This window comes from Pseudogulbenkiania ferrooxidans 2002 (assembly GCF_000174355.1).
Taxonomy (GTDB): domain Bacteria; phylum Pseudomonadota; class Gammaproteobacteria; order Burkholderiales; family Chromobacteriaceae; genus Pseudogulbenkiania; species Pseudogulbenkiania ferrooxidans.
Window position 1 is genome coordinate 1 of sequence record NZ_ACIS01000008.1, and the last position, 16,442, is coordinate 16,442.

Sequence of the window (16,442 nt, forward strand, 5' to 3'; positions counted from 1 at the left end):
CAACACCATGACAGCCCGAAGGTTACTTCTGGGTCTTGATTTCCTGCCACAGGCGGGTGGTCAGGCGCTGCATTTCGGATCCATCGGCAGCATCACGAAACTGTGCTGAATGTCTTGAGGAGTCGGGAAAATCGACGGGTTGCTGAGGTTTTCCTTCTTGATGAACTTGCGTGCCGCCAGGCTGCCCGGTGCATAGTTCACGGTGTTGGCGTTGGCAGCCGCTACCTTGGCGCTCATGTTGTAGTCGATAAACTTGTAGGCGCTGTCGACGTTCTTGGCATCTTTCGGGATGACCATGCTATCGACCCAGATGGCGACGCCTTCCTTCGGTACCAGCGGGGTAATCTTGACCTTGTTCTTGGCTTCTTCGGCACGCACGCGGGCGATATTGAGGTCGCCACCGTAGCCGTAGACCAGGCACAGGTTGCCGCCGGCCAGTTCATTGATGTAGCCGGAGGAGGAGAAGCGGGTGATGTAGGGGCGGATGGTTTTCAGCAGGGCTGCGGCTTCCTTGTAGTCGGCCTCATTCTTGCTAGCGGGGTCTTTGCCGAGGTATTTCAGCACCATCGGGAACACTTCGCCCGGCGAGTCCAGCACGCTGACGCCGCAGGATTTGAGCTTGGAAACGTTTTCCTTCTTGAACAGGATATCCCACTGTTTTTCCGGGAGTTTGCCGCCCAGTGCCTTGGTGACCTTGTCGGTGTTGATGCCGATGGTGTTGACCCCCCAGAAGTAGGGCACCGCGTACTTGTTGTCCGGGTCGAACTTGGTCATGAGCTTGAGCAGCTCCGGGTCCAGTTCTTTGTAATTGCTCAGCTTGGATTTGTCGATCGGCTGGTAGATGCCGGCCTGAATCTGCTTGGCGAGGAATTGGTTGGTGGGAACAACGATGTCGTAACCCGACTTGCCGGTGAGCATCTTGGCCTGGAGGATTTCGTTACTGTCATAGACGTCGTAGCGCACCTTGATGCCGGTCTGCTTCTGGAAATTGGGAATGGTGTCTTCGGCGATGTAGTCGGACCAGTTGTAGACGTTCAGCACACTGCTGGCGGCATGGCTGGCCGAGGCGACCGTAGCCAGAGCAGTGGCAACAAGAATGACAGCCTTACGTTTCATAGGAAACTCCTTCGACGGGGGTTACGATCTTGAGTCAAGTAGGCACGAGCCGACACCCGGATTGCCGTGTCGGTAAGACGCTTGTATAGATCAACGCTTCATCATAGTTCAGCTGATCAGCAGTCAGTCATTTAACCTGCTCTGCCGGGTACGGGCAAGACCTTTGTCTCGGGCCGGGCAGGATTGGATGAGGGAGTCGGGCGTGTTCACGCTTGGACCGACGGAGCGCGCGCCAATCCTGGTCCGCTAGGGCGGAGCCTTCTTTGGACGGAAGGCCGAATGGCATGGGTAGACGAAATGTGCAAAAATTCGACTAACTAGACGAATTGCAGGTTTCTCCATGCTGGACCGGGACGGATACCGCCCCAATGTCGGAATCATCCTCATCAACGCCCGTAACGAGGTGTTCTGGGGCAAGCGCGTGCGCGAGCACTCGTGGCAGTTTCCGCAAGGGGGCATCAAGCCTGGTGAGAGTCCGGAAGCGGCGATGTACCGTGAGCTGCTCGAAGAGGTCGGCCTCTTGCCACAACATGTCAAAATTCTCGGCCGTACGCGCGACTGGCTGCGCTACGACGTTCCGACCAACTGGGTGCGGCGCGAATGGCGCGGCAGCTACAAGGGCCAGAAGCAGATCTGGTTTTTGCTGAAGCTGGTCGGTCGCGATTGTGATGTTTGCCTGAGGGCGACCAACCACCCCGAGTTCGACGGCTGGCGCTGGAACGATTATTGGGCGCCGGTCGATCTGGTGATCGAGTTCAAACGCGATGTCTACCAGCGTGCCTTGGGTGAGTTGTCCCGCTTTCTGCGGGGGATGGAAAGCTACGAGGCCTACCTGCAGCGCCGCCATTCGGCACCGGAAAAGACCGACGGGAGCTGATGCGCATGCCGATACCCACGGCTCTTCCTCGTCCCTGGTTGCCTTTCGGGCTGGTGGGCATGGTCGTGCTGTGGTCGGCGTTAGGTGCGCACGATGCGGCGACCTGGTGGCTGGAGGCGATTCCGGCTGTGCTGGGCTTGCCGCTGGTCTGGTGGCTGTGGCCGCGTTTTGCCTGGAGCCCGCTGGCGGTATGGGCCATGTCGCTGCACGCCATGGTGTTGCTGGTGGGGGCGCACTATACCTATGCTCTCACCCCGCTCGGCTTCTGGCTGCAGGAGCTGTTCAATTTTTCCCGTAATCATTATGACCGCATCGGCCACCTGGCCCAGGGGTTTTTCCCGGCCATACTGGCGCGCGAGGTGCTGCGCCGGCAGACTCCGCTGCAGGGGGGCTGGCTGACATTTATGGTGGTGTGCTTCTGCATGGCGCTATCTGCCTGTTACGAGCTGGTGGAGTGGTGGACCGCGCTGGCCATCGGCGCAGCCGCCGATGCCTTCCTGGCGACGCAGGGCGATCCATGGGATACCCAGTGGGACATGTTCCTGGCGCTGTGCGGTGCTCTCGTTTCCCAATTGTTTTTTGCCCGCGTTCACGAACGCCAGATCGGCCGACTGAGCGCGTTAACCATCGACACGCTATGACTCAACAGTACGACGAATCCTCGGTCCGGGTCCTCAAGGGACTGGAGCCGGTGAAGGAGCGTCCGGGCATGTATACCCGGACGACCGACCCGACCCACATCTGCCAGGAGGTGATCGACAACGCCGCCGACGAGGCCTTGGGCGGCTTCGCGCGCAAGATCGCGGTGACACTGCACCAGGACGGCTCGCTGTCCGTGGAGGACGACGGGCGCGGTATTCCCGTGGGCCTGCATCCACAGGAAGGGGTGCCGGTAGTGGAACTGGTGTTCACCCGGCTGCATGCGGGTGGTAAGTTCAACAAGAAGGATGGCGGTGCCTACGCGTTTTCCGGCGGCTTGCACGGTGTCGGTGTGTCGGTGACCAATGCGCTGTCGACGCGGCTCGAGGTCGAGGTCAAGCGTGAGGGCGGGGTGTACCGCATGGCGTTCGCCGGCGGTGACGTGATCGAGCCGCTGGCTCGCGTTGGCGATTGTGGCGCGCGTACCAGCGGCACGCGGGTACGGGTATGGCCGGATGGGAAGTATTTCGAGAGTCCGCGCTATTCGCTGCCCGAGCTGGAGCGGCTGTTGCGTGCTAAGGCGGTGCTGCTGCCCGGGGTGGCAGTGACCTTGACCATCGAGCGCCCGAGCGGCGACGAGGTCAAGGTGTGGCAGTATCCGCAGGGACTGAAGAGTTATCTGGCGGAGCTGTGCAACGGTGACGAACCGGTGGCTCCGCTGTTCTCCGGCGAGGCCTATATCGGCGACGACCACGAGCAGTTCGCCAAGGGCGAGGGGGTACAGTGGGCACTGGCCTGGTTCGAGGATGGTGCCGGCGGCGAGAGCTATGTCAACCTGATCCCAACCCCGTCCGGCGGGACGCACGAGGCGGGCCTGCGCGCCGGGGTATTCGAAGCGGTGAAGAGCTTCGTCGATCACCACAACCTGCTGCCGCGCGGCGTCAAGCTGATGGCCGAGGATGTATGGAGCCGGGTGCGTTTCGTGCTGTCGGCACGCGTGCTCGATCCGCAGTTCCAGGGGCAGACCAAGGAGAAGCTGACCAGCCGCGATGCGCTGAAGCTGATCTCGGGCTTGGCGCGCGACCCGGTGGAATTGTGGCTGAACCAGCACGTCGAAGCCGGCAAGAAGATTGCCGAGCTGGCGATTCGCCAGGCGCAGTCGCGCCTGAAGTCGGTGAAGAAGGTCGAGAAGAAGAAGGGCTCCGGCGTGGCGGTGTTGCCGGGCAAGCTGACCGACTGCGAGAGCGAGGACATCGAGCGCAACGAACTGTTCCTGGTCGAGGGCGATTCGGCCGGCGGTTCGGCCAAGCTGGCGCGCGACAAGGAATACCAGGCCATCCTGCCGTTGCGCGGCAAGGTGCTCAACAGCTGGGAGACCGACCGCGATCAGCTGTTCTCCAACGCCGAGATTCATGACATCTCGGTGGCGATCGGCGTCGACCCGCATGCGCCGGGCGAGAAGGCCGACTTGTCGGGGCTGCGCTACGGCAAGATCGCCATCCTGTCGGACGCCGACGTCGACGGCTCGCACATCCAGGTGCTTTTGCTGACGCTGTTCTATCGTCACTTCTCGGCGCTCTTGGCCAACGGCCATATCTGCATCGCGCAGCCGCCCCTGTTCCGCGTCGACGTGCCGGGGCAGGGCAAGCACCGTCCCCCGAAGAAGCTGTACGCGCTGGACGAGGGCGAGCTGGAGGCCATCCTCGACCGCCTGCGCAGTGAAGGCGTGCGCGAGAACGCCTGGAGCATCAGCCGCTTCAAGGGGTTGGGCGAGATGAACCCGGAGCAGCTCAAGGACACCACCATGCACCCGGACACGCGCCGCCTGACCCAGGTGCGGGTGCGGCCGGAGGCCGAGGCCGACACGCGCCGCATGTTCACCATGCTGATGGGCAAGGGCGAGGCGGCGAGCCGGCGCGGCTGGATGGAGGCCAAGGGCAATGAGGTCGAGGCGGACATCTAAGAGCCGCTAACAAAACCCTCTTGGCGTTGTTGCGCGGCCTTGCCGTACTACTTGTACTGTCTGCGGCCGCGCGCCTAGCCAAGACTGTTGCACTGGGTTTTGTGAGTGGCTCTAAGCCCTGTTGCTCGAGGCGGAACAGCAAGACGAGAGTTGGCCGCAAGCCCGGAGACGGGCTTGCGGCCAACATCGTTTTGGCGGGGGGATTACCAGACGCGGTAGACCCTGCCGGTCTGCACGCCTTCGACGCTGCGCTGGTAGGCGAGCGCCACGCGGCTCGCCGGTACCGCCTCGAAGCCGGCGAAGTACGGCCCGTATACCGGCCACGACTCCTGCAGCACGTTCGGGCTGACGGCGTTGATGCGCAGGCCGCGTGGTAGTTCCACCGCGGCACCGCGCACGAAGCCCTCGATCGCGGCGTTGACGGCGCTGGCGTTGGCGCCGTAACGGATCGGCTCCTCGCTGACGATGCCGCTGGTCAGGGTGATCGAGCCGCCGTCGTTGAGGTAGTGCTGGCCGATCAGGGCTAGGTCGACTTGGCCCAGCAGCTTGTCATGCAGGCCGATCTTGAACTGTTCGGCGTTCATTTCGGCGAGCGGGCCGAAGTGCAGCCTGCCGGCGGCGGAGACGATGGCGTCGACCTTGCCGATGCGTTCGAACAGCTGGAGGATGCTGTCACTGCGGGTGATGTCGACCTGATGGTCGCCGTGCTGCTTGCCGACCTGGATGATGTCATGCTGGTCTGCCAGCGCGCCGACCACTGCCTTACCGATGGTGCCGCTGGCACCGACGACGACGATTCTCATGTTGTGACTCCTGTGGTGTGGCCAGGCTGGCCAGATGGTGGTGATTATCTGGTTAAATCATCGGGTAATTAATCCGTTATCATTAACAGGATTGAGAACCAGGGGTAATGAATGGATCGCTTGCTCGGCATGGAGGTGTTCGTCGCGGTGGTGGAGCGTGGCAGTTTCACGGCGGCGGCAGAGGCATTCGGCCTGTCGCAGCCGATGGTGGGCAAGCACATCCGGGCGCTGGAGCAGCGTCTGGGGGCTCGCCTGCTGGCGCGCACCACGCGTCGCCAGCACCTGACCGAGATCGGCGAGCAGTACTACCAGCGCTGCCGCCATATCCTGGCGGAGATCCGCGACGCCGAGATCGGTGCCGAACGGCTGCATCAGGCGCCGCGCGGCATGTTGAAGATCAACGCGCCGGTGACGTTCGGCTCGTTGCGGCTGGCTCCGGCGCTGGGCGAGTTCATGGTGCAGTATCCGGAGGTGAGCGTTGAACTGGCGTTGTCCGATCAGGTGGTGGATCTGGTCGAGGAGGGCTGCGACGCGCTGATCCGCATCGGCACGCTGGTCGAGTCAGGGTTGGTGGCGCGTCCGCTGGCGCCCTACCGGATGATGGTCTGCGCCGCCCCGGCGTACCTGCAGCGCTGGGGGACGCCGCGCACTCCGGGCGAGTTGGCCGGGCACCAATGGCTGGGGCATTCGCTGTGGGAGAAACATGCCGGCTGGCGCCTGCCGACGGGGGCGGATGCGGTCGATCCGCCGGCGGCGCGGTTCCAGTCCAACAACGGCCAGGCGCTGCGCATGGTGGCGCTGCAGGGGGGCGGCATCGTGATGCAGCCCGAGGTCTTGCTGGCGGAGGACGTCGCGGCCGGCCGCCTGGTGGAGATCCTGGCCGATTACCTGCCGTCGTCCAAGCCGATGCACGTGCTGTACCTACCGGATCGCCAGCAGGTGCCCAAGCTGCGCGCCTTCATCGATTTCGTGCTGCAGCGCTTCGGTGCCTGAGCCTGTATCCGGCCTTATTCGCTGTGAGCGGCTTCTTCTTCCAGCCAGGCACAAAAGGCCGACACCAGTTCGTCTCCCACCAGGCTTTGCGGCACGACCCAGCAATAGCCCTTGACCACCACTTCCGGTCCCGGCAGCGGAGCCACCAGCTTGCCGGAGGCGAGTTCTTCCTCGATCACCGGCAGCGGGCCGAGCGTGACGCCGAGACCGTCGATGGCGGCCTGCAGTGCCAGGTAGTAGTGGTCGAAATGCTGGGTGGCGGCGGGCTGCAGGGCCGGTGCCCCGGCGGCGGCGAGCCAGCGTTCCCAGGCGACCGGCCGGGTTTCCGAGTGCAGCAGGGTGTGCTGGGCAAGGTCGGCCACGCTGGCGATGGGGTGGCGTGCGAGCAGCGCCGGGCTGCACACCGGCAGTTCACGCTCGGCAAGAAAGGCATGGGCGACGAAGCCGCGCCAGTGCTCCTGACTGCGGCGGATGGCGATGTCGAAGTCGGCGTTCTGGTTGTTGATGGCGGCGTCGGAGGTGGCCAGGCGCAGTTCGACGCCAGGGTAGCGCAGCTGGAAGCGGGTGAGGCGCGGCAGCAGCCAGTGCATGGCGAGCGTCGGCGTGACGTTGATCTGGAGGCGGCGGCCCTGACGGCGCGCGGTGAGGGCCTCGGTGGCGCCGGCGATGCCGTCGAACGCCGTCTGCAGCGCCGGCAGGTAGGCCTGGCCGGCGGCGTTGAGCATGACGCGGCGGCCGCGCCGCTCGAACAGGGCGAAACCGAGCCAGTCTTCGAGTTGCTGCACCTGGCGGCTGATGGCGCCGTGGGTCACATGCAGGGCTTCGGCGGCGGCGCTGAAGCTGCCGAGACGAGCGGCGGATTCGAAGGCTCTGAGGGCGTTGAGCGGGGGCAGGCGGCGGGACATGCTGTTGAGTTTATCTCACCAGCGTCGCCATAAAAACTCGTTTGTGCCGTGCCGGCCGCAGGGGTAGCCTTGCGCCATGGATACCACTCTGCATACCCCCAGCCGGCAGGAGTTGTTTGCCGGTTTCTTTTCTGTCGGGCTGTCCGGCTTCGGCGGCGTGTTGCCGCTGGCGCATCGCATGCTGGTGATGCAGCGGCGTTGGCTGTCCGATGCCGAATTCACCGAGGTGCTGGGGCTGGGGCAGGTGCTGCCCGGGCCCAATATCGTCAACGTGGCGGTGGCGGTCGGCTCGCGCTTTCATGGTGTCAGCGGTGCGTTGACGGCGGTGGGCGGGCTGATGCTGGCGCCCTTGGTGATCGTGCTGTCGCTCGCCATGCTGTATGGGCATTACCAGTCCGTGCCGGCCTTGCGCGGCGTGCTGGCGGGACTGGCGTCGGCGGGGGCCGGGCTGGTGGTGGCGATGGGGCTGAGGTTGGCCGAAAAGCTGGAGCGCCGCGGCTGGTGCCTGGCGATCGCGCTGCTCACCCTGGTCGCGGTCGGGCTATGGCGCCTGCCGCTCTTGGCGGTGCTGTTGGTGCTGGCACCGCTGGCGATCGCGCTGGCGTGGCGGACAAGGGAGCGGCGGTCATGAGCGTGCTGCTGTCGCTGCTGGGGACGTTTTCGCTGTTTTCGCTGATGGCGGTGGGGGGCGCGAATGCGCTGCTGCCGGAAATCCACCGTTACGTGGTGGAGTCGAACGGCTGGATGACCGGAACGGAGTTCGCCGCCCTGTTCGCCATCGCCCAGGCCGCGCCCGGGCCCAATGTGCTGGTGGTCAGCCTGATCGGCTGGAAGGTGGCGGGCGTCCCGGGGGCGCTGGTGAGCACGCTGGGCATGTGCGGGCCGTCGTCGCTACTGAGTTTCTACGTGGCGCGGTTGTGGCAGCGATTTCGTGCCTCGCCGTGGCGCCGGGTGATCGAACGCGGTCTGGCGCCGGTGACGATCGGCCTGGTGCTGGGCAGCGCCTGGCTGTTGAGTCGTTCCGCCAACGACGGCTGGGCTTCCTGGCTGCTGTGCGGGGCGACCGCCATGGTGGCGTGGAAGAGCCGGCTCAATCCGTTGTGGCTGTTGGGCGCGGGGGCCTTGCTGGGCTGGCTGGGGCTGGTGTGAAATCGGGCTCGACGGCTACGAGCCGGCAGCGATGAAGGCGGGGTATAATGAAAAATGAAACCAATCACTGCCATTCATCATGACCACGCTCAAGAACGATACTTTCCTGCGGGCCCTGCTCAAGGAGCCCGTTGAATACACCCCGATCTGGATGATGCGCCAGGCCGGCCGTTACCTGCCGGAATACCGCGCCACGCGCGCGCGCGCCGGCAGCTTCATGGGCTTGTGCACCAGCCCGGAGTTCGCCACCGAGGTGACGCTGCAGCCACTGGAGCGTTTCCCGCTGGATGCCGCCATCCTGTTCTCCGACATCCTCACCGTGCCGGATGCGATGGGGCTGGGGCTCTACTTCGCCGAGGGCGAGGGGCCCAAGTTCCAGCACCCGCTGCGTGACGAGGCCGCCATCAAGGCGCTTTCCGTGGCGCCGATGGAGAAGTTGCAATACGTGTTCGACGCCGTGGCTAGCATCCGCAAGGCGCTGGACGGCCGCGTGCCGCTGATCGGCTTCTCCGGCAGCCCGTTCACGCTGGCCTGCTACATGATCGAGGGCGGTGGCTCGGACGACTTCCGCAATGTCAAGGCGATGCTGTACAGCCGTCCGGAACTGCTGCATCACATCCTCGATATCAACGCGCGTACCGTTACCGACTACCTCAATGCCCAGATCGACGCCGGGGCGCAGGCGGTGCAGATCTTCGATACCTGGGGCGGGGCGCTGACCCACGCGGCCTACAAGACCTTCTCGCTGGCCTACATGCAGAAGATCATCGCCGGCCTCAAGCGCGAGGCGGACGGACGGCGGGTGCCGGTGATCGTGTTCACCAAGGGCGGCGGTCAGTGGCTGGAAGACATCGCCACGATCGGTGCCGACGCCATCGGGCTCGACTGGACCACCGACATCGCCGATGCCCGTCGCCGTGTCGGCGCCGATGTGGCGCTGCAGGGCAACCTCGACCCCAACGTGCTGTTTGCCAGCCCGGAGGGCATCGAGAAGGAAGTCAGCCGCATCCTGTCCTCCTACGGCCAGGGCAGCGGCCACGTGTTCAACCTTGGCCACGGCATTTCCCAGTTCGTGAACCCCGATCACGCCGCAGTGCTGGTCGAGGCGGTGCATCGGCTGTCGGTTCCCTACCATTACCACGGTTGAGACGTTGTCATAGCCAACCGGGGGTATATATGCCCATGCGGCCATTGGTTTTCCAGTGGCCGTTTTACTTTGCGGGTTTTTGCTGTCAAGGGATTGACAGGGTTTCCAACAGTTGTTCCATGACTTATGCACACCGGCGTGGCCCGCTAATGAGGTGTGAGCCGGGTTTGACCCGGCTTGGGGCGAAGTCGTTAAGTAATTGAATTAATTGATAAATATAATTTGATTAATTTTTGTGCAACCTGACTGCAATGGCCTGTATCAGCCATTCGGCATCGCCGCAAGGCAGTTGTGCACAAAGTTATCCACAGCTTCTGTGGGCAGGTGGCTTAAAGCCTTGCCAGAACAGGGTTTGCGCGGGGGGAGCGAATGATGGCGGAGGAGTACGCGGTTCAGGTGGCCGTGGACGTGCCCCTTTTTGGAACGTTCAGCTACTTGACCCATCTGCCGTTGCGCGCGGGACAGCGGGTCAGGGTGCCGTTCGGTCCGCGCCGGGTGTGTGGCTTCATTACCAACGATATACCTACCGAGGGTATCGAGACCGGACGCCTGAAACGGGTCGAGGAACTGTTCGACGAGTTGCCGCCGCTGCCGGCCACGCTGCTCGCGATGGTGCGTTTCGCCGCCGACTATTACCACCATCCCATCGGCCAGACCCTGTTTACCGCGCTTCCCGGTGCGCTGCGCACCGACCGCGCGGTACGGCTCGAGGACGAGCGCCTGTGGCAGCTGACCGGGGCAGGGTTGGCCGAAGAACCGCCGGCACGGCAAAAGGCGCGCCGGGCGCTGTGGCAGGCCTTGCAGGACGGCCCGCTGACCAACGCGGCGGCGCGTGGTGTCAGCGCCCAGGCCGGGCGTATCCTGGCCGACTGGCTGCAAGAGGGACGGGCTGAGCGCGTGGCGCCGGAAGCGCTGCCGCTGCGCGTCGCCCCGGCGCCGAGCCTGAACGACGAACAGCAGCGGGCGCTGGAGGCCCTGTCGGAAACGCGTGACGACTTCGCCCCCTACGTGCTGCACGGCATTACCGGCAGCGGCAAGACCGAAGTCTACCTGCGCCTGATCGAGCGAGTGCTGGCGGCCGGGCGCCAGGTGCTGTTGCTGGTGCCGGAAATCAACCTGACGCCGCAGCTGATCGAGCGCTTCACTGGGCGCTTTCCCGCCACGCGGGTGGTGATGCTGCACAGCCATCTGGCCGACGGCGAGCGCCTCAAGGGCTGGGTCGACGCCTGGCAAGGGCGCGCCGGCATCGTCATCGGTACCCGGCTGGCGGTGTTCACGCCGCTGCCGCGGTTGGGACTGATCGTGGTCGACGAGGAGCACGACGGCTCGTTCAAGCAGCAGGACGGCCTGCGCTACCACGCCCGCGACCTGGCGGTGTGGCGCGCGCGTCAGGAGCGGGTGCCGATCGTGCTGGGCAGCGCCACGCCCAGCCTGGAAACCATGGCCAACGTCGCGGCCGGACGTTACCGGCGCCTGACCCTGAGCCGGCGCGCCCACGACGCGGCGCGACTGCCGACGATCCGACTGGTGGACACGCGCCGGATCAAGCTGGTGGAGGGGTTGGCCGAACCGGTGATCGCCGCTCTCAAGGCGCGCGTGGCGCGCGGCGAGATGAGTCTGGTGTTCATCAACCGGCGCGGCTTCGCCCCGGTGGTAGCCTGCACCGACTGCGGCTGGCTGTCCGGCTGCCCGCGCTGCTCGGCCAAGCTGGTGGTGCATCTCGCCGAGCGCAAGATGCGCTGCCACCACTGCGGCTGGGAGGAGGCGGTGCCGCCGGTCTGCCCGGACTGCGGCAACGTCGACCTCAAGCCGCTGGGGCAGGGCACGCAGCGCCTGGAGGCGGCGCTGGCGCGCCTGCTGCCGGAAGCGCGCCTGCTGCGCATCGACCGCGACACCACGCGCCACAAGGCGGCCTGGGACGAGGTCTACCGCAAGGTGCACGCCGGCGAGGTGGACGTGTTGGTGGGCACGCAGATGCTCGCCAAGGGGCACGACTTCGGCGCGCTGTCGCTGGTCACGGTGCTGAACGCCGACGGCGGGCTGTACTCCGCCGACTACCGCGCCGCCGAGCGCCTGTTCGCCCAGCTCATGCAGGTGGCTGGCCGCGCCGGCCGCGCCGAGGCCCCGGGCGAGGTGCTGGTGCAGACGCAATGGCCGGAGCACCCGCTGTACCAGGCGCTGCTGCGCCACGACTTCGACGGCTACGCCCAGACCCTGCTCGAGGAGCGGCGTATGGCGGGCTTCCCGCCGGCGGTGTACCAGGCCCTGCTGCGTGCCGACGCCTACGAAATCGCCACGGCCACCGCCTTCCTGACCGCGCTGCGCGCCGAGGCCGAGCCGCACGCCGACGGCGTGCTGGTATCCGGCCCGGCGCCGGCGCTGATGGTGCGTCTCGCCAACCGCGAGCGCGCCCAACTGGTGTTCGAGAGCGGCAGCCGCGCCGCGCTGCACGCCTTGCTCGAACGACTCGTCTCGTTGGCCGAACGGATGGCCAAGGCGCACGGCCGCGCCTTGCGCTGGTCGCTCGACGTCGACCCGCAGGAGATGTGATGAAACGATTACGCGCCGTGGCGCTGCTGATGCTGGCCTGCTGGACGCTGCCGGCCTGCGCGCTGGAACTGTACGGCATCCCGGCCGACGACATCGCACTGTGGGCAGCGCCGGTGGAAGGGAAGGGCGTGTTCGCGGCGTACCGCGCCGAGCAGGCGGTCAATCCGGCGTCCACCATGAAGCTGCTGACCGGCTGGAGCGCGCTGACCCGGCTCACCCCCGACTACCGTTGGCATAGCGAGCTGGTGTCGGCGGCGCCGTTGCGGCACGGCGTGCTGCAGGGCGATCTGTACTGGATCGGCTCAGGCGACCCGCGTTTTGCCAACCGTGACCTGCAGGGCATGCTGCGCACCTTGCGCGCGCGCGGCATCGAGCGCATCCAGGGCCGGCTGCTGCTCGACAAGCGTGCCTTCAGCCGCATCGGCAGCGCCAGCGATTTCGGTGGCGATGTCGGGCGCGTATTCATGGTCGATCCCGACACCCACCTCACCGGGCTCAAGGTGGCCTGGCTGCGCTTCTTCAACGACGGCAACGGCGCCCGCGTCACGCTCGATCCGCCGCTGGCCGGGGTGCGCCTGAGCAGCGCCCTGAGCGACGGTGGCGAGGGCCCTTGCGACGACGTGCGGCGGAGCGTCAGCATTCAGGTCGAGAACGAGCAGGTCAGCGTCAGCGGCGCCTTGCCGAGAAGCTGCGACGGGGCGCAGAGCTACGTCAACGTGCTCGACCACGACCAGTACGCCGCCCAGGCCTTCGCCGCGCTGTGGCGCGAGCTGGGCGGGCGCGGACCGGCGGCCAGCGGCCGTGGCACGGCGCCGCCTGAGGCGCGTGTGCTGGCCAGCCATGACTCCGACCCCTTGCTGGTCGCCTTGGCCGACATCAACAAGTACAGCAACAACACCATGGCACGCGCGCTCTTCCTGACGCTGGGGCGGGTGGCCGGCGGCAGCGGCGACACCGTGGCCGACGCCGAGCGCGCCGTGCGGGAAACGTTGGCCGAAGCCGGCATTTCCGCCGCACCGCTGGCGCTGGAGAACGGCGCCGGGCTGTCGCGCCAGGAACGCGTCTCGGCCAGGCTGCTGGGTGAAGTGCTAAGGAGCGCGGCGCGTGGACCCTACGCCGGCGAGTTCCTGGCCAGCCTGCCGATCGCCGCGGCGGACGGCACGCTGAAGAAGCGCTTTGCCAACCTGGGGCCGCGCCTGCGGTTGAAGACAGGCACGCTCGACGGCGTGCGCGCCCTGGCCGGTTACTGGCAGGCGGCCGACGGCCGCCGGCTTGCCATCGTCGCCATCGTCAACAGCCCGCGCGCCGCCGAACTGGTGCCGGCGCTGGACCGGGTGGTGAGTGACCTGGTGACGCGTTTTGATCCCGCCGCCGGCGTGCCGCCGGAGTATAATTTGCCGGTACCTCCAAGCCTTCCTGTGGAACCCCGATGAAACCCGTAACCATGTACACCACCGCCGTCTGCCCCTACTGCATCCGTGCCAAGCAACTGCTGGCACGCAAGGGCGTGGCCGGCATCACCGAAATCCGCGTCGACCTGGAGCCGGCCGAGCGCGAGAAGATGATGAGCCGCACCGGCCGCCGCACCGTGCCGCAGATCTACATCGGCGACAGCCACGTCGGCGGCTTCGACGATCTGGCGGCGCTCGAGCACGCCGGCAAGCTCGACGTGCTGCTGGCGGACTGACGGTGGCTCCGGCCGCGCTTTCATGCGATGATGCCGGCTGATTTTTCCTTTATTTGATTCCACCCCATGGCGGGTGTCAGGCGAGATTGAACATGAGCGAACAACAAGAAGTGCAACCGGTTTTCTCCATCGAAAAGATCTACGTTAAGGACCTGTCCCTCGAAGTGCCGAACGCCCCGCAGGTGTTCCTCGAGCAGGCCCAGCCGGACATCGACATGCAGCTCGCCTCGGAAGGCAAGCTGATCGAAGACGGCTTCTACGAGTGCACGCTGACCGTCACCGTGACCGCCAAGCTGCCGGAAAAGACCATGTTCCTGGCCGAAGTGGCGCAAGCCGGTATCTTCCAGATTCGCGACGTGCCGGCCGACGACATCGAGCCGATCCTCGGCGTGGCCTGCCCGAACATCCTGTTCCCGTATGCGCGCGAAACCGTGTCCAGCCTGGTGAACCGCGCCGGCTTCCCGCCGGTGCTGCTGTCGCCGATCAACTTCGAGTCGCTGTACATGCAGCAGCGCGCCCAGTTGGCCGAAGCCGGCAACGCCTGATCCGTATGAAGAAGTCCCTCGTCGTCTCGCTGCTGTTGGCCGCCGGGTTCGCCGCCCCGCTGGCCAAGGCACTGGAGTTCCGCTCCGTCAAGGAGACCGGCGTGGCGCTGTACGAAGCGCCGGCGCTGAATGCGAAGAAGCTGTTCGTGGTCAGCCGCTACTACCCGGTCGAAGTGCTGACGAGCCAGAAGGAGTGGTCGCGCGTGCGCGACGCCACCGGCGGCATCGCCTGGATTCCGGTGGCAGCCTTGTCCACGCAGCGCATGCTGCTGGTGGTGGTCGACAAGAGCGAAGTGCGCGCCGAGGCCGACGCCGCCTCGCCGTTGCGCTTCAGCGTGCCGCGCGACGGCGTGCTCGAACTGCTCGAGCCGCCCAAGGCCGGCTGGGTCAAGGTGCGCCATCGCGACGGCAGCGAAGGTTACGCCCGCATCACCGACCTCTGGGGCCTGTAAACGGGAGATCGCATGAAACTGGCTGTGCTGGGAGCGGGTGCCTGGGGCACCGCTTTGGCGATCGCCTACGCGCGCCATCACCATGTCACCCTGTGGGCGCGGGACGCCGACCAGGTGGCCCAGATGGCGGCGGAGCGTCTCAATACCCGCTATTTGCCGGGCTGCCCTCTGCCCGACGAGCTGGCCTTGAGCGCCGAGCTGTCGCATGCCGTTGACGGCGCCGACCTGATCCTGATCGTCACGCCGATGGCCGGGCTGCGCCCGACCCTGCGCGCGCTGACCGCCCTGTCTTCCGGGTTGCCGCCGCTATTGTGGGCCTGCAAGGGCTTCGAGGCGGGCTCCAGCCTGCTGCCGCACCAGGTGGTGGCGGAGGAGCTGCCGCCCGGCGTGCCGTGCGGGGTGCTGTCCGGCCCGAGCTTCGCGCGCGAGGTGGCGATGGGGCTGCCGGCAGCGCTCGCCGTGGCCTCGGACGACTACGCCTTCGCCAAGCGCATGGCGCGGACGCTCAACAGCCCGCGGCTGCGGCTCTACGCCAACGACGACCTGGTCGGCGTCGAGGTAGGGGCGGCGGTGAAGAACGTCATGGCGATTGCCACCGGCGTCGCCGACGGCCTGCAGTTCGGCATGAATGCCCGCGCTGCGCTGATTACCCGTGGCCTGGCCGAGATCACCCGGCTGGCGCTGGCGCTGGGGGGCAGCCAGCAGAGCATGATGGGCCTGGCCGGCATGGGCGATCTGATCCTTACCTGCACCGGCGCGCTGTCGCGCAACCGTCAGGTCGGCCTCAAGCTGGCCGAAGGCAAGTCGTTGGAGCAGATCCTGCAGGAACTGGGCCACGTTGCCGAAGGGGTGCCGACCGCACGCGAGGTGCTGACCATGGCCGAGCGGCTCGAGGTCGACATGCCGATCACCGCCGCGGTGTGCGGCCTGCTCTATCACGGCAGCGATCCGCACAAGGTGGTGGAGGAACTGCTGGGACGCGAGCCGAAGTCGGAATCGGGCGAGCGCCTGGACTGAAAGCTCGCCACGCGGGCAGCAAGCCACCCTAGGGTGGCTTTTTGTTTGTCAGGTGCGACCCGCCTCAGCGCCCTTCGATGGTCTTGGCGATACCGGCGAAGTCAAATAGGTCTTCGGTGCCGCGCAGGCGTTCGGCGTAGATCACCTGATCCCGCGAATCGGTCAGGATCAGCGACGGGGCGGTGTAGCCCGCCAGCGGATAATCGGCGATCAGCACACCGTAGAACTTGTGAAAATCGCGCCCGCGCAGCGTCGAGAGCAGCGTCACCCCGGGCAGGCCGTGCTCGCGGCGCGCGCGACGCAGGGTCGAGGGCGAATCCACCGAGATCACAAACAGCCGCAGGCCGGGCCATTGCTCCAGAAAGCGCCGCGTCTCCTGCAGCAGTTCGATCCCGCCGTATTCCTGCTCGTCGAGCGACAGCAAGGTGATGATCGCCTTGGGCGAGCCATGGAATTGCTCGAGTGAGACGTCGTTCAGGTTTTCGTCGACCAGCATGAAACTGTGCAGCGGATTGCCGACCTGGGGAAAGTCGCCAAGCACCTGCAAGGCGTCGTCACGGTGCTGCAGTGTAAACATGTTCATGTCCTGTTTTCTCCTG

General features: G+C 65.9%; 16 protein-coding genes and 1 pseudogene. 13 read left to right on the plus strand and 4 right to left on the minus strand.

Annotation, left to right across the window (positions count from 1 at the left end; genetic code table 11):
• Positions 1–22 precede the first annotated feature (22 nt).
• Positions 23–1,116: pseudogene (locus tag FURADRAFT_RS14060) on the minus strand (polyamine ABC transporter substrate-binding protein).
• 340 nt (positions 1,117–1,456) lie between these two features.
• Between FURADRAFT_RS14060 and FURADRAFT_RS14065 the strand changes: the two are divergent.
• The 3 genes from FURADRAFT_RS14065 to parE are packed head-to-tail and all read left to right on the plus strand — an operon-like array spanning position 1,457 to position 4,595.
• The gene (locus FURADRAFT_RS14065) at positions 1,457–1,993 is read left to right on the plus strand and encodes an RNA pyrophosphohydrolase (RefSeq protein WP_008954836.1); all 537 of its coding nucleotides are present in this window, start codon (positions 1,457–1,459) and stop codon (positions 1,991–1,993) included.
• A 5-nt stretch (positions 1,994–1,998) separates the two neighbouring features.
• Positions 1,999–2,634: a DUF2238 domain-containing protein gene (locus FURADRAFT_RS14070; protein ID WP_008954837.1), complete on the plus strand. Its 636-nt coding sequence runs from the start codon at positions 1,999–2,001 to the stop codon at positions 2,632–2,634.
• On the plus strand, positions 2,631–4,595 hold the full coding sequence (gene parE, locus FURADRAFT_RS14075; protein ID WP_008954838.1) for a DNA topoisomerase IV subunit B: 1,965 nt from the start codon (positions 2,631–2,633) through the stop codon (positions 4,593–4,595). Before FURADRAFT_RS14070 ends, parE begins: the two co-directional genes overlap by 4 nt.
• Positions 4,596–4,798: 203 nt before the next feature.
• Here the strand turns inward: parE and FURADRAFT_RS14080 are convergent, their stop codons facing one another.
• On the minus strand, positions 4,799–5,398 hold the full coding sequence (locus FURADRAFT_RS14080; RefSeq protein WP_008954839.1) for a short chain dehydrogenase: 600 nt from the start codon (positions 5,396–5,398) through the stop codon (positions 4,799–4,801).
• A 111-nt stretch (positions 5,399–5,509) separates the two neighbouring features.
• Between FURADRAFT_RS14080 and FURADRAFT_RS14085 the strand changes: the two genes are divergently transcribed.
• On the plus strand, positions 5,510–6,391 hold the full coding sequence (locus FURADRAFT_RS14085; RefSeq protein ID WP_008954840.1) for a LysR family transcriptional regulator: 882 nt from the start codon (positions 5,510–5,512) through the stop codon (positions 6,389–6,391).
• A gap of 14 nt (positions 6,392–6,405) precedes the next feature.
• Here FURADRAFT_RS14085 and gcvA read toward each other — a convergent pair whose 3' ends face one another.
• A complete protein-coding gene (gene gcvA, locus FURADRAFT_RS14090; RefSeq protein WP_008954841.1) occupies positions 6,406–7,296 on the minus strand; it encodes a transcriptional regulator GcvA in 891 nt (296 codons plus the stop codon).
• Positions 7,297–7,372: 76 nt separating this feature from the next.
• Between gcvA and FURADRAFT_RS14095 the strand changes: the two genes are divergently transcribed.
• The 9 genes from FURADRAFT_RS14095 (at position 7,373) to FURADRAFT_RS14135 (ending at position 15,843) form a co-directional block, all read left to right on the plus strand.
• Positions 7,373–7,927 carry a chromate transporter gene (locus FURADRAFT_RS14095; protein WP_008954842.1) on the plus strand — a complete coding sequence of 185 codons (555 nt, stop codon included), beginning with the start codon at positions 7,373–7,375 and terminating at the stop codon, positions 7,925–7,927.
• Positions 7,924–8,445 (plus strand): chromate transporter, encoded by a 522-nt coding sequence (locus tag FURADRAFT_RS14100; protein ID WP_008954843.1) that lies wholly within the window; start codon positions 7,924–7,926, stop codon positions 8,443–8,445. The genes FURADRAFT_RS14095 and FURADRAFT_RS14100 overlap by 4 nt, the downstream gene beginning before the upstream one ends.
• Before the next feature lie 79 nt (positions 8,446–8,524).
• Positions 8,525–9,592, plus strand: a complete 1,068-nt coding sequence (hemE, locus tag FURADRAFT_RS14105) for a uroporphyrinogen decarboxylase (protein ID WP_008954844.1) — start codon at positions 8,525–8,527, stop codon at positions 9,590–9,592.
• Between the two features lie 372 nt (positions 9,593–9,964).
• Complete coding sequence (locus tag FURADRAFT_RS14110; RefSeq protein ID WP_008954845.1) at positions 9,965–12,142, plus strand: primosomal protein N'; 2,178 nt, start codon at positions 9,965–9,967, stop codon at positions 12,140–12,142.
• Positions 12,142–13,575, plus strand: coding sequence for a D-alanyl-D-alanine carboxypeptidase/D-alanyl-D-alanine endopeptidase (gene dacB / locus FURADRAFT_RS14115; RefSeq protein ID WP_008954846.1), 1,434 nt, complete (start codon positions 12,142–12,144; stop codon positions 13,573–13,575). The genes FURADRAFT_RS14110 and dacB overlap by 1 nt, the downstream gene beginning before the upstream one ends.
• Positions 13,572–13,829, plus strand: a complete 258-nt coding sequence (gene grxC, locus FURADRAFT_RS14120; protein ID WP_008954847.1) for a glutaredoxin 3 — start codon at positions 13,572–13,574, stop codon at positions 13,827–13,829. The genes dacB and grxC overlap by 4 nt, the downstream gene beginning before the upstream one ends.
• A gap of 92 nt (positions 13,830–13,921) precedes the next feature.
• Positions 13,922–14,374, plus strand: coding sequence for a protein-export chaperone SecB (gene secB, locus FURADRAFT_RS14125; protein WP_008954848.1), 453 nt, complete (start codon positions 13,922–13,924; stop codon positions 14,372–14,374).
• 5 nt (positions 14,375–14,379) lie between these two features.
• Positions 14,380–14,826: an SH3 domain-containing protein gene (locus FURADRAFT_RS14130; protein ID WP_008954849.1), complete on the plus strand. Its 447-nt coding sequence runs from the start codon at positions 14,380–14,382 to the stop codon at positions 14,824–14,826.
• A 12-nt stretch (positions 14,827–14,838) separates the two neighbouring features.
• A complete protein-coding gene (locus FURADRAFT_RS14135) occupies positions 14,839–15,843 on the plus strand; it encodes an NAD(P)H-dependent glycerol-3-phosphate dehydrogenase (protein ID WP_008954850.1) in 1,005 nt (334 codons plus the stop codon).
• Between the two features lie 64 nt (positions 15,844–15,907).
• Here FURADRAFT_RS14135 and FURADRAFT_RS14140 read toward each other — a convergent pair whose 3' ends face one another.
• The gene (locus tag FURADRAFT_RS14140) at positions 15,908–16,426 is read right to left on the minus strand and encodes a redoxin domain-containing protein (protein WP_008954851.1); all 519 of its coding nucleotides are present in this window, start codon (positions 16,424–16,426) and stop codon (positions 15,908–15,910) included.
• Between the last annotated feature and the right edge of the window lie 16 nt (positions 16,427–16,442).

Coding starts and splice junctions, on each gene's coding strand:
- FURADRAFT_RS14065 (WP_008954836.1), top strand. CDS start 1,457: ATGCTGGACCGGGACGGATACCGCCCCAATGTCGGAATCATCCTCATC.
- FURADRAFT_RS14070 (WP_008954837.1), top strand. CDS start 1,999: ATGCCGATACCCACGGCTCTTCCTCGTCCCTGGTTGCCTTTCGGGCTG.
- parE (WP_008954838.1), top strand. CDS start 2,631: ATGACTCAACAGTACGACGAATCCTCGGTCCGGGTCCTCAAGGGACTG.
- FURADRAFT_RS14080 (WP_008954839.1), bottom strand. CDS start 5,398: ATGAGAATCGTCGTCGTCGGTGCCAGCGGCACCATCGGTAAGGCAGTG.
- FURADRAFT_RS14085 (WP_008954840.1), top strand. CDS start 5,510: ATGGATCGCTTGCTCGGCATGGAGGTGTTCGTCGCGGTGGTGGAGCGT.
- gcvA (WP_008954841.1), bottom strand. CDS start 7,296: ATGTCCCGCCGCCTGCCCCCGCTCAACGCCCTCAGAGCCTTCGAATCC.
- FURADRAFT_RS14095 (WP_008954842.1), top strand. CDS start 7,373: ATGGATACCACTCTGCATACCCCCAGCCGGCAGGAGTTGTTTGCCGGT.
- FURADRAFT_RS14100 (WP_008954843.1), top strand. CDS start 7,924: ATGAGCGTGCTGCTGTCGCTGCTGGGGACGTTTTCGCTGTTTTCGCTG.
- hemE (WP_008954844.1), top strand. CDS start 8,525: ATGACCACGCTCAAGAACGATACTTTCCTGCGGGCCCTGCTCAAGGAG.
- FURADRAFT_RS14110 (WP_008954845.1), top strand. CDS start 9,965: ATGGCGGAGGAGTACGCGGTTCAGGTGGCCGTGGACGTGCCCCTTTTT.
- dacB (WP_008954846.1), top strand. CDS start 12,142: ATGAAACGATTACGCGCCGTGGCGCTGCTGATGCTGGCCTGCTGGACG.
- grxC (WP_008954847.1), top strand. CDS start 13,572: ATGAAACCCGTAACCATGTACACCACCGCCGTCTGCCCCTACTGCATC.
- secB (WP_008954848.1), top strand. CDS start 13,922: ATGAGCGAACAACAAGAAGTGCAACCGGTTTTCTCCATCGAAAAGATC.
- FURADRAFT_RS14130 (WP_008954849.1), top strand. CDS start 14,380: ATGAAGAAGTCCCTCGTCGTCTCGCTGCTGTTGGCCGCCGGGTTCGCC.
- FURADRAFT_RS14135 (WP_008954850.1), top strand. CDS start 14,839: ATGAAACTGGCTGTGCTGGGAGCGGGTGCCTGGGGCACCGCTTTGGCG.
- FURADRAFT_RS14140 (WP_008954851.1), bottom strand. CDS start 16,426: ATGAACATGTTTACACTGCAGCACCGTGACGACGCCTTGCAGGTGCTT.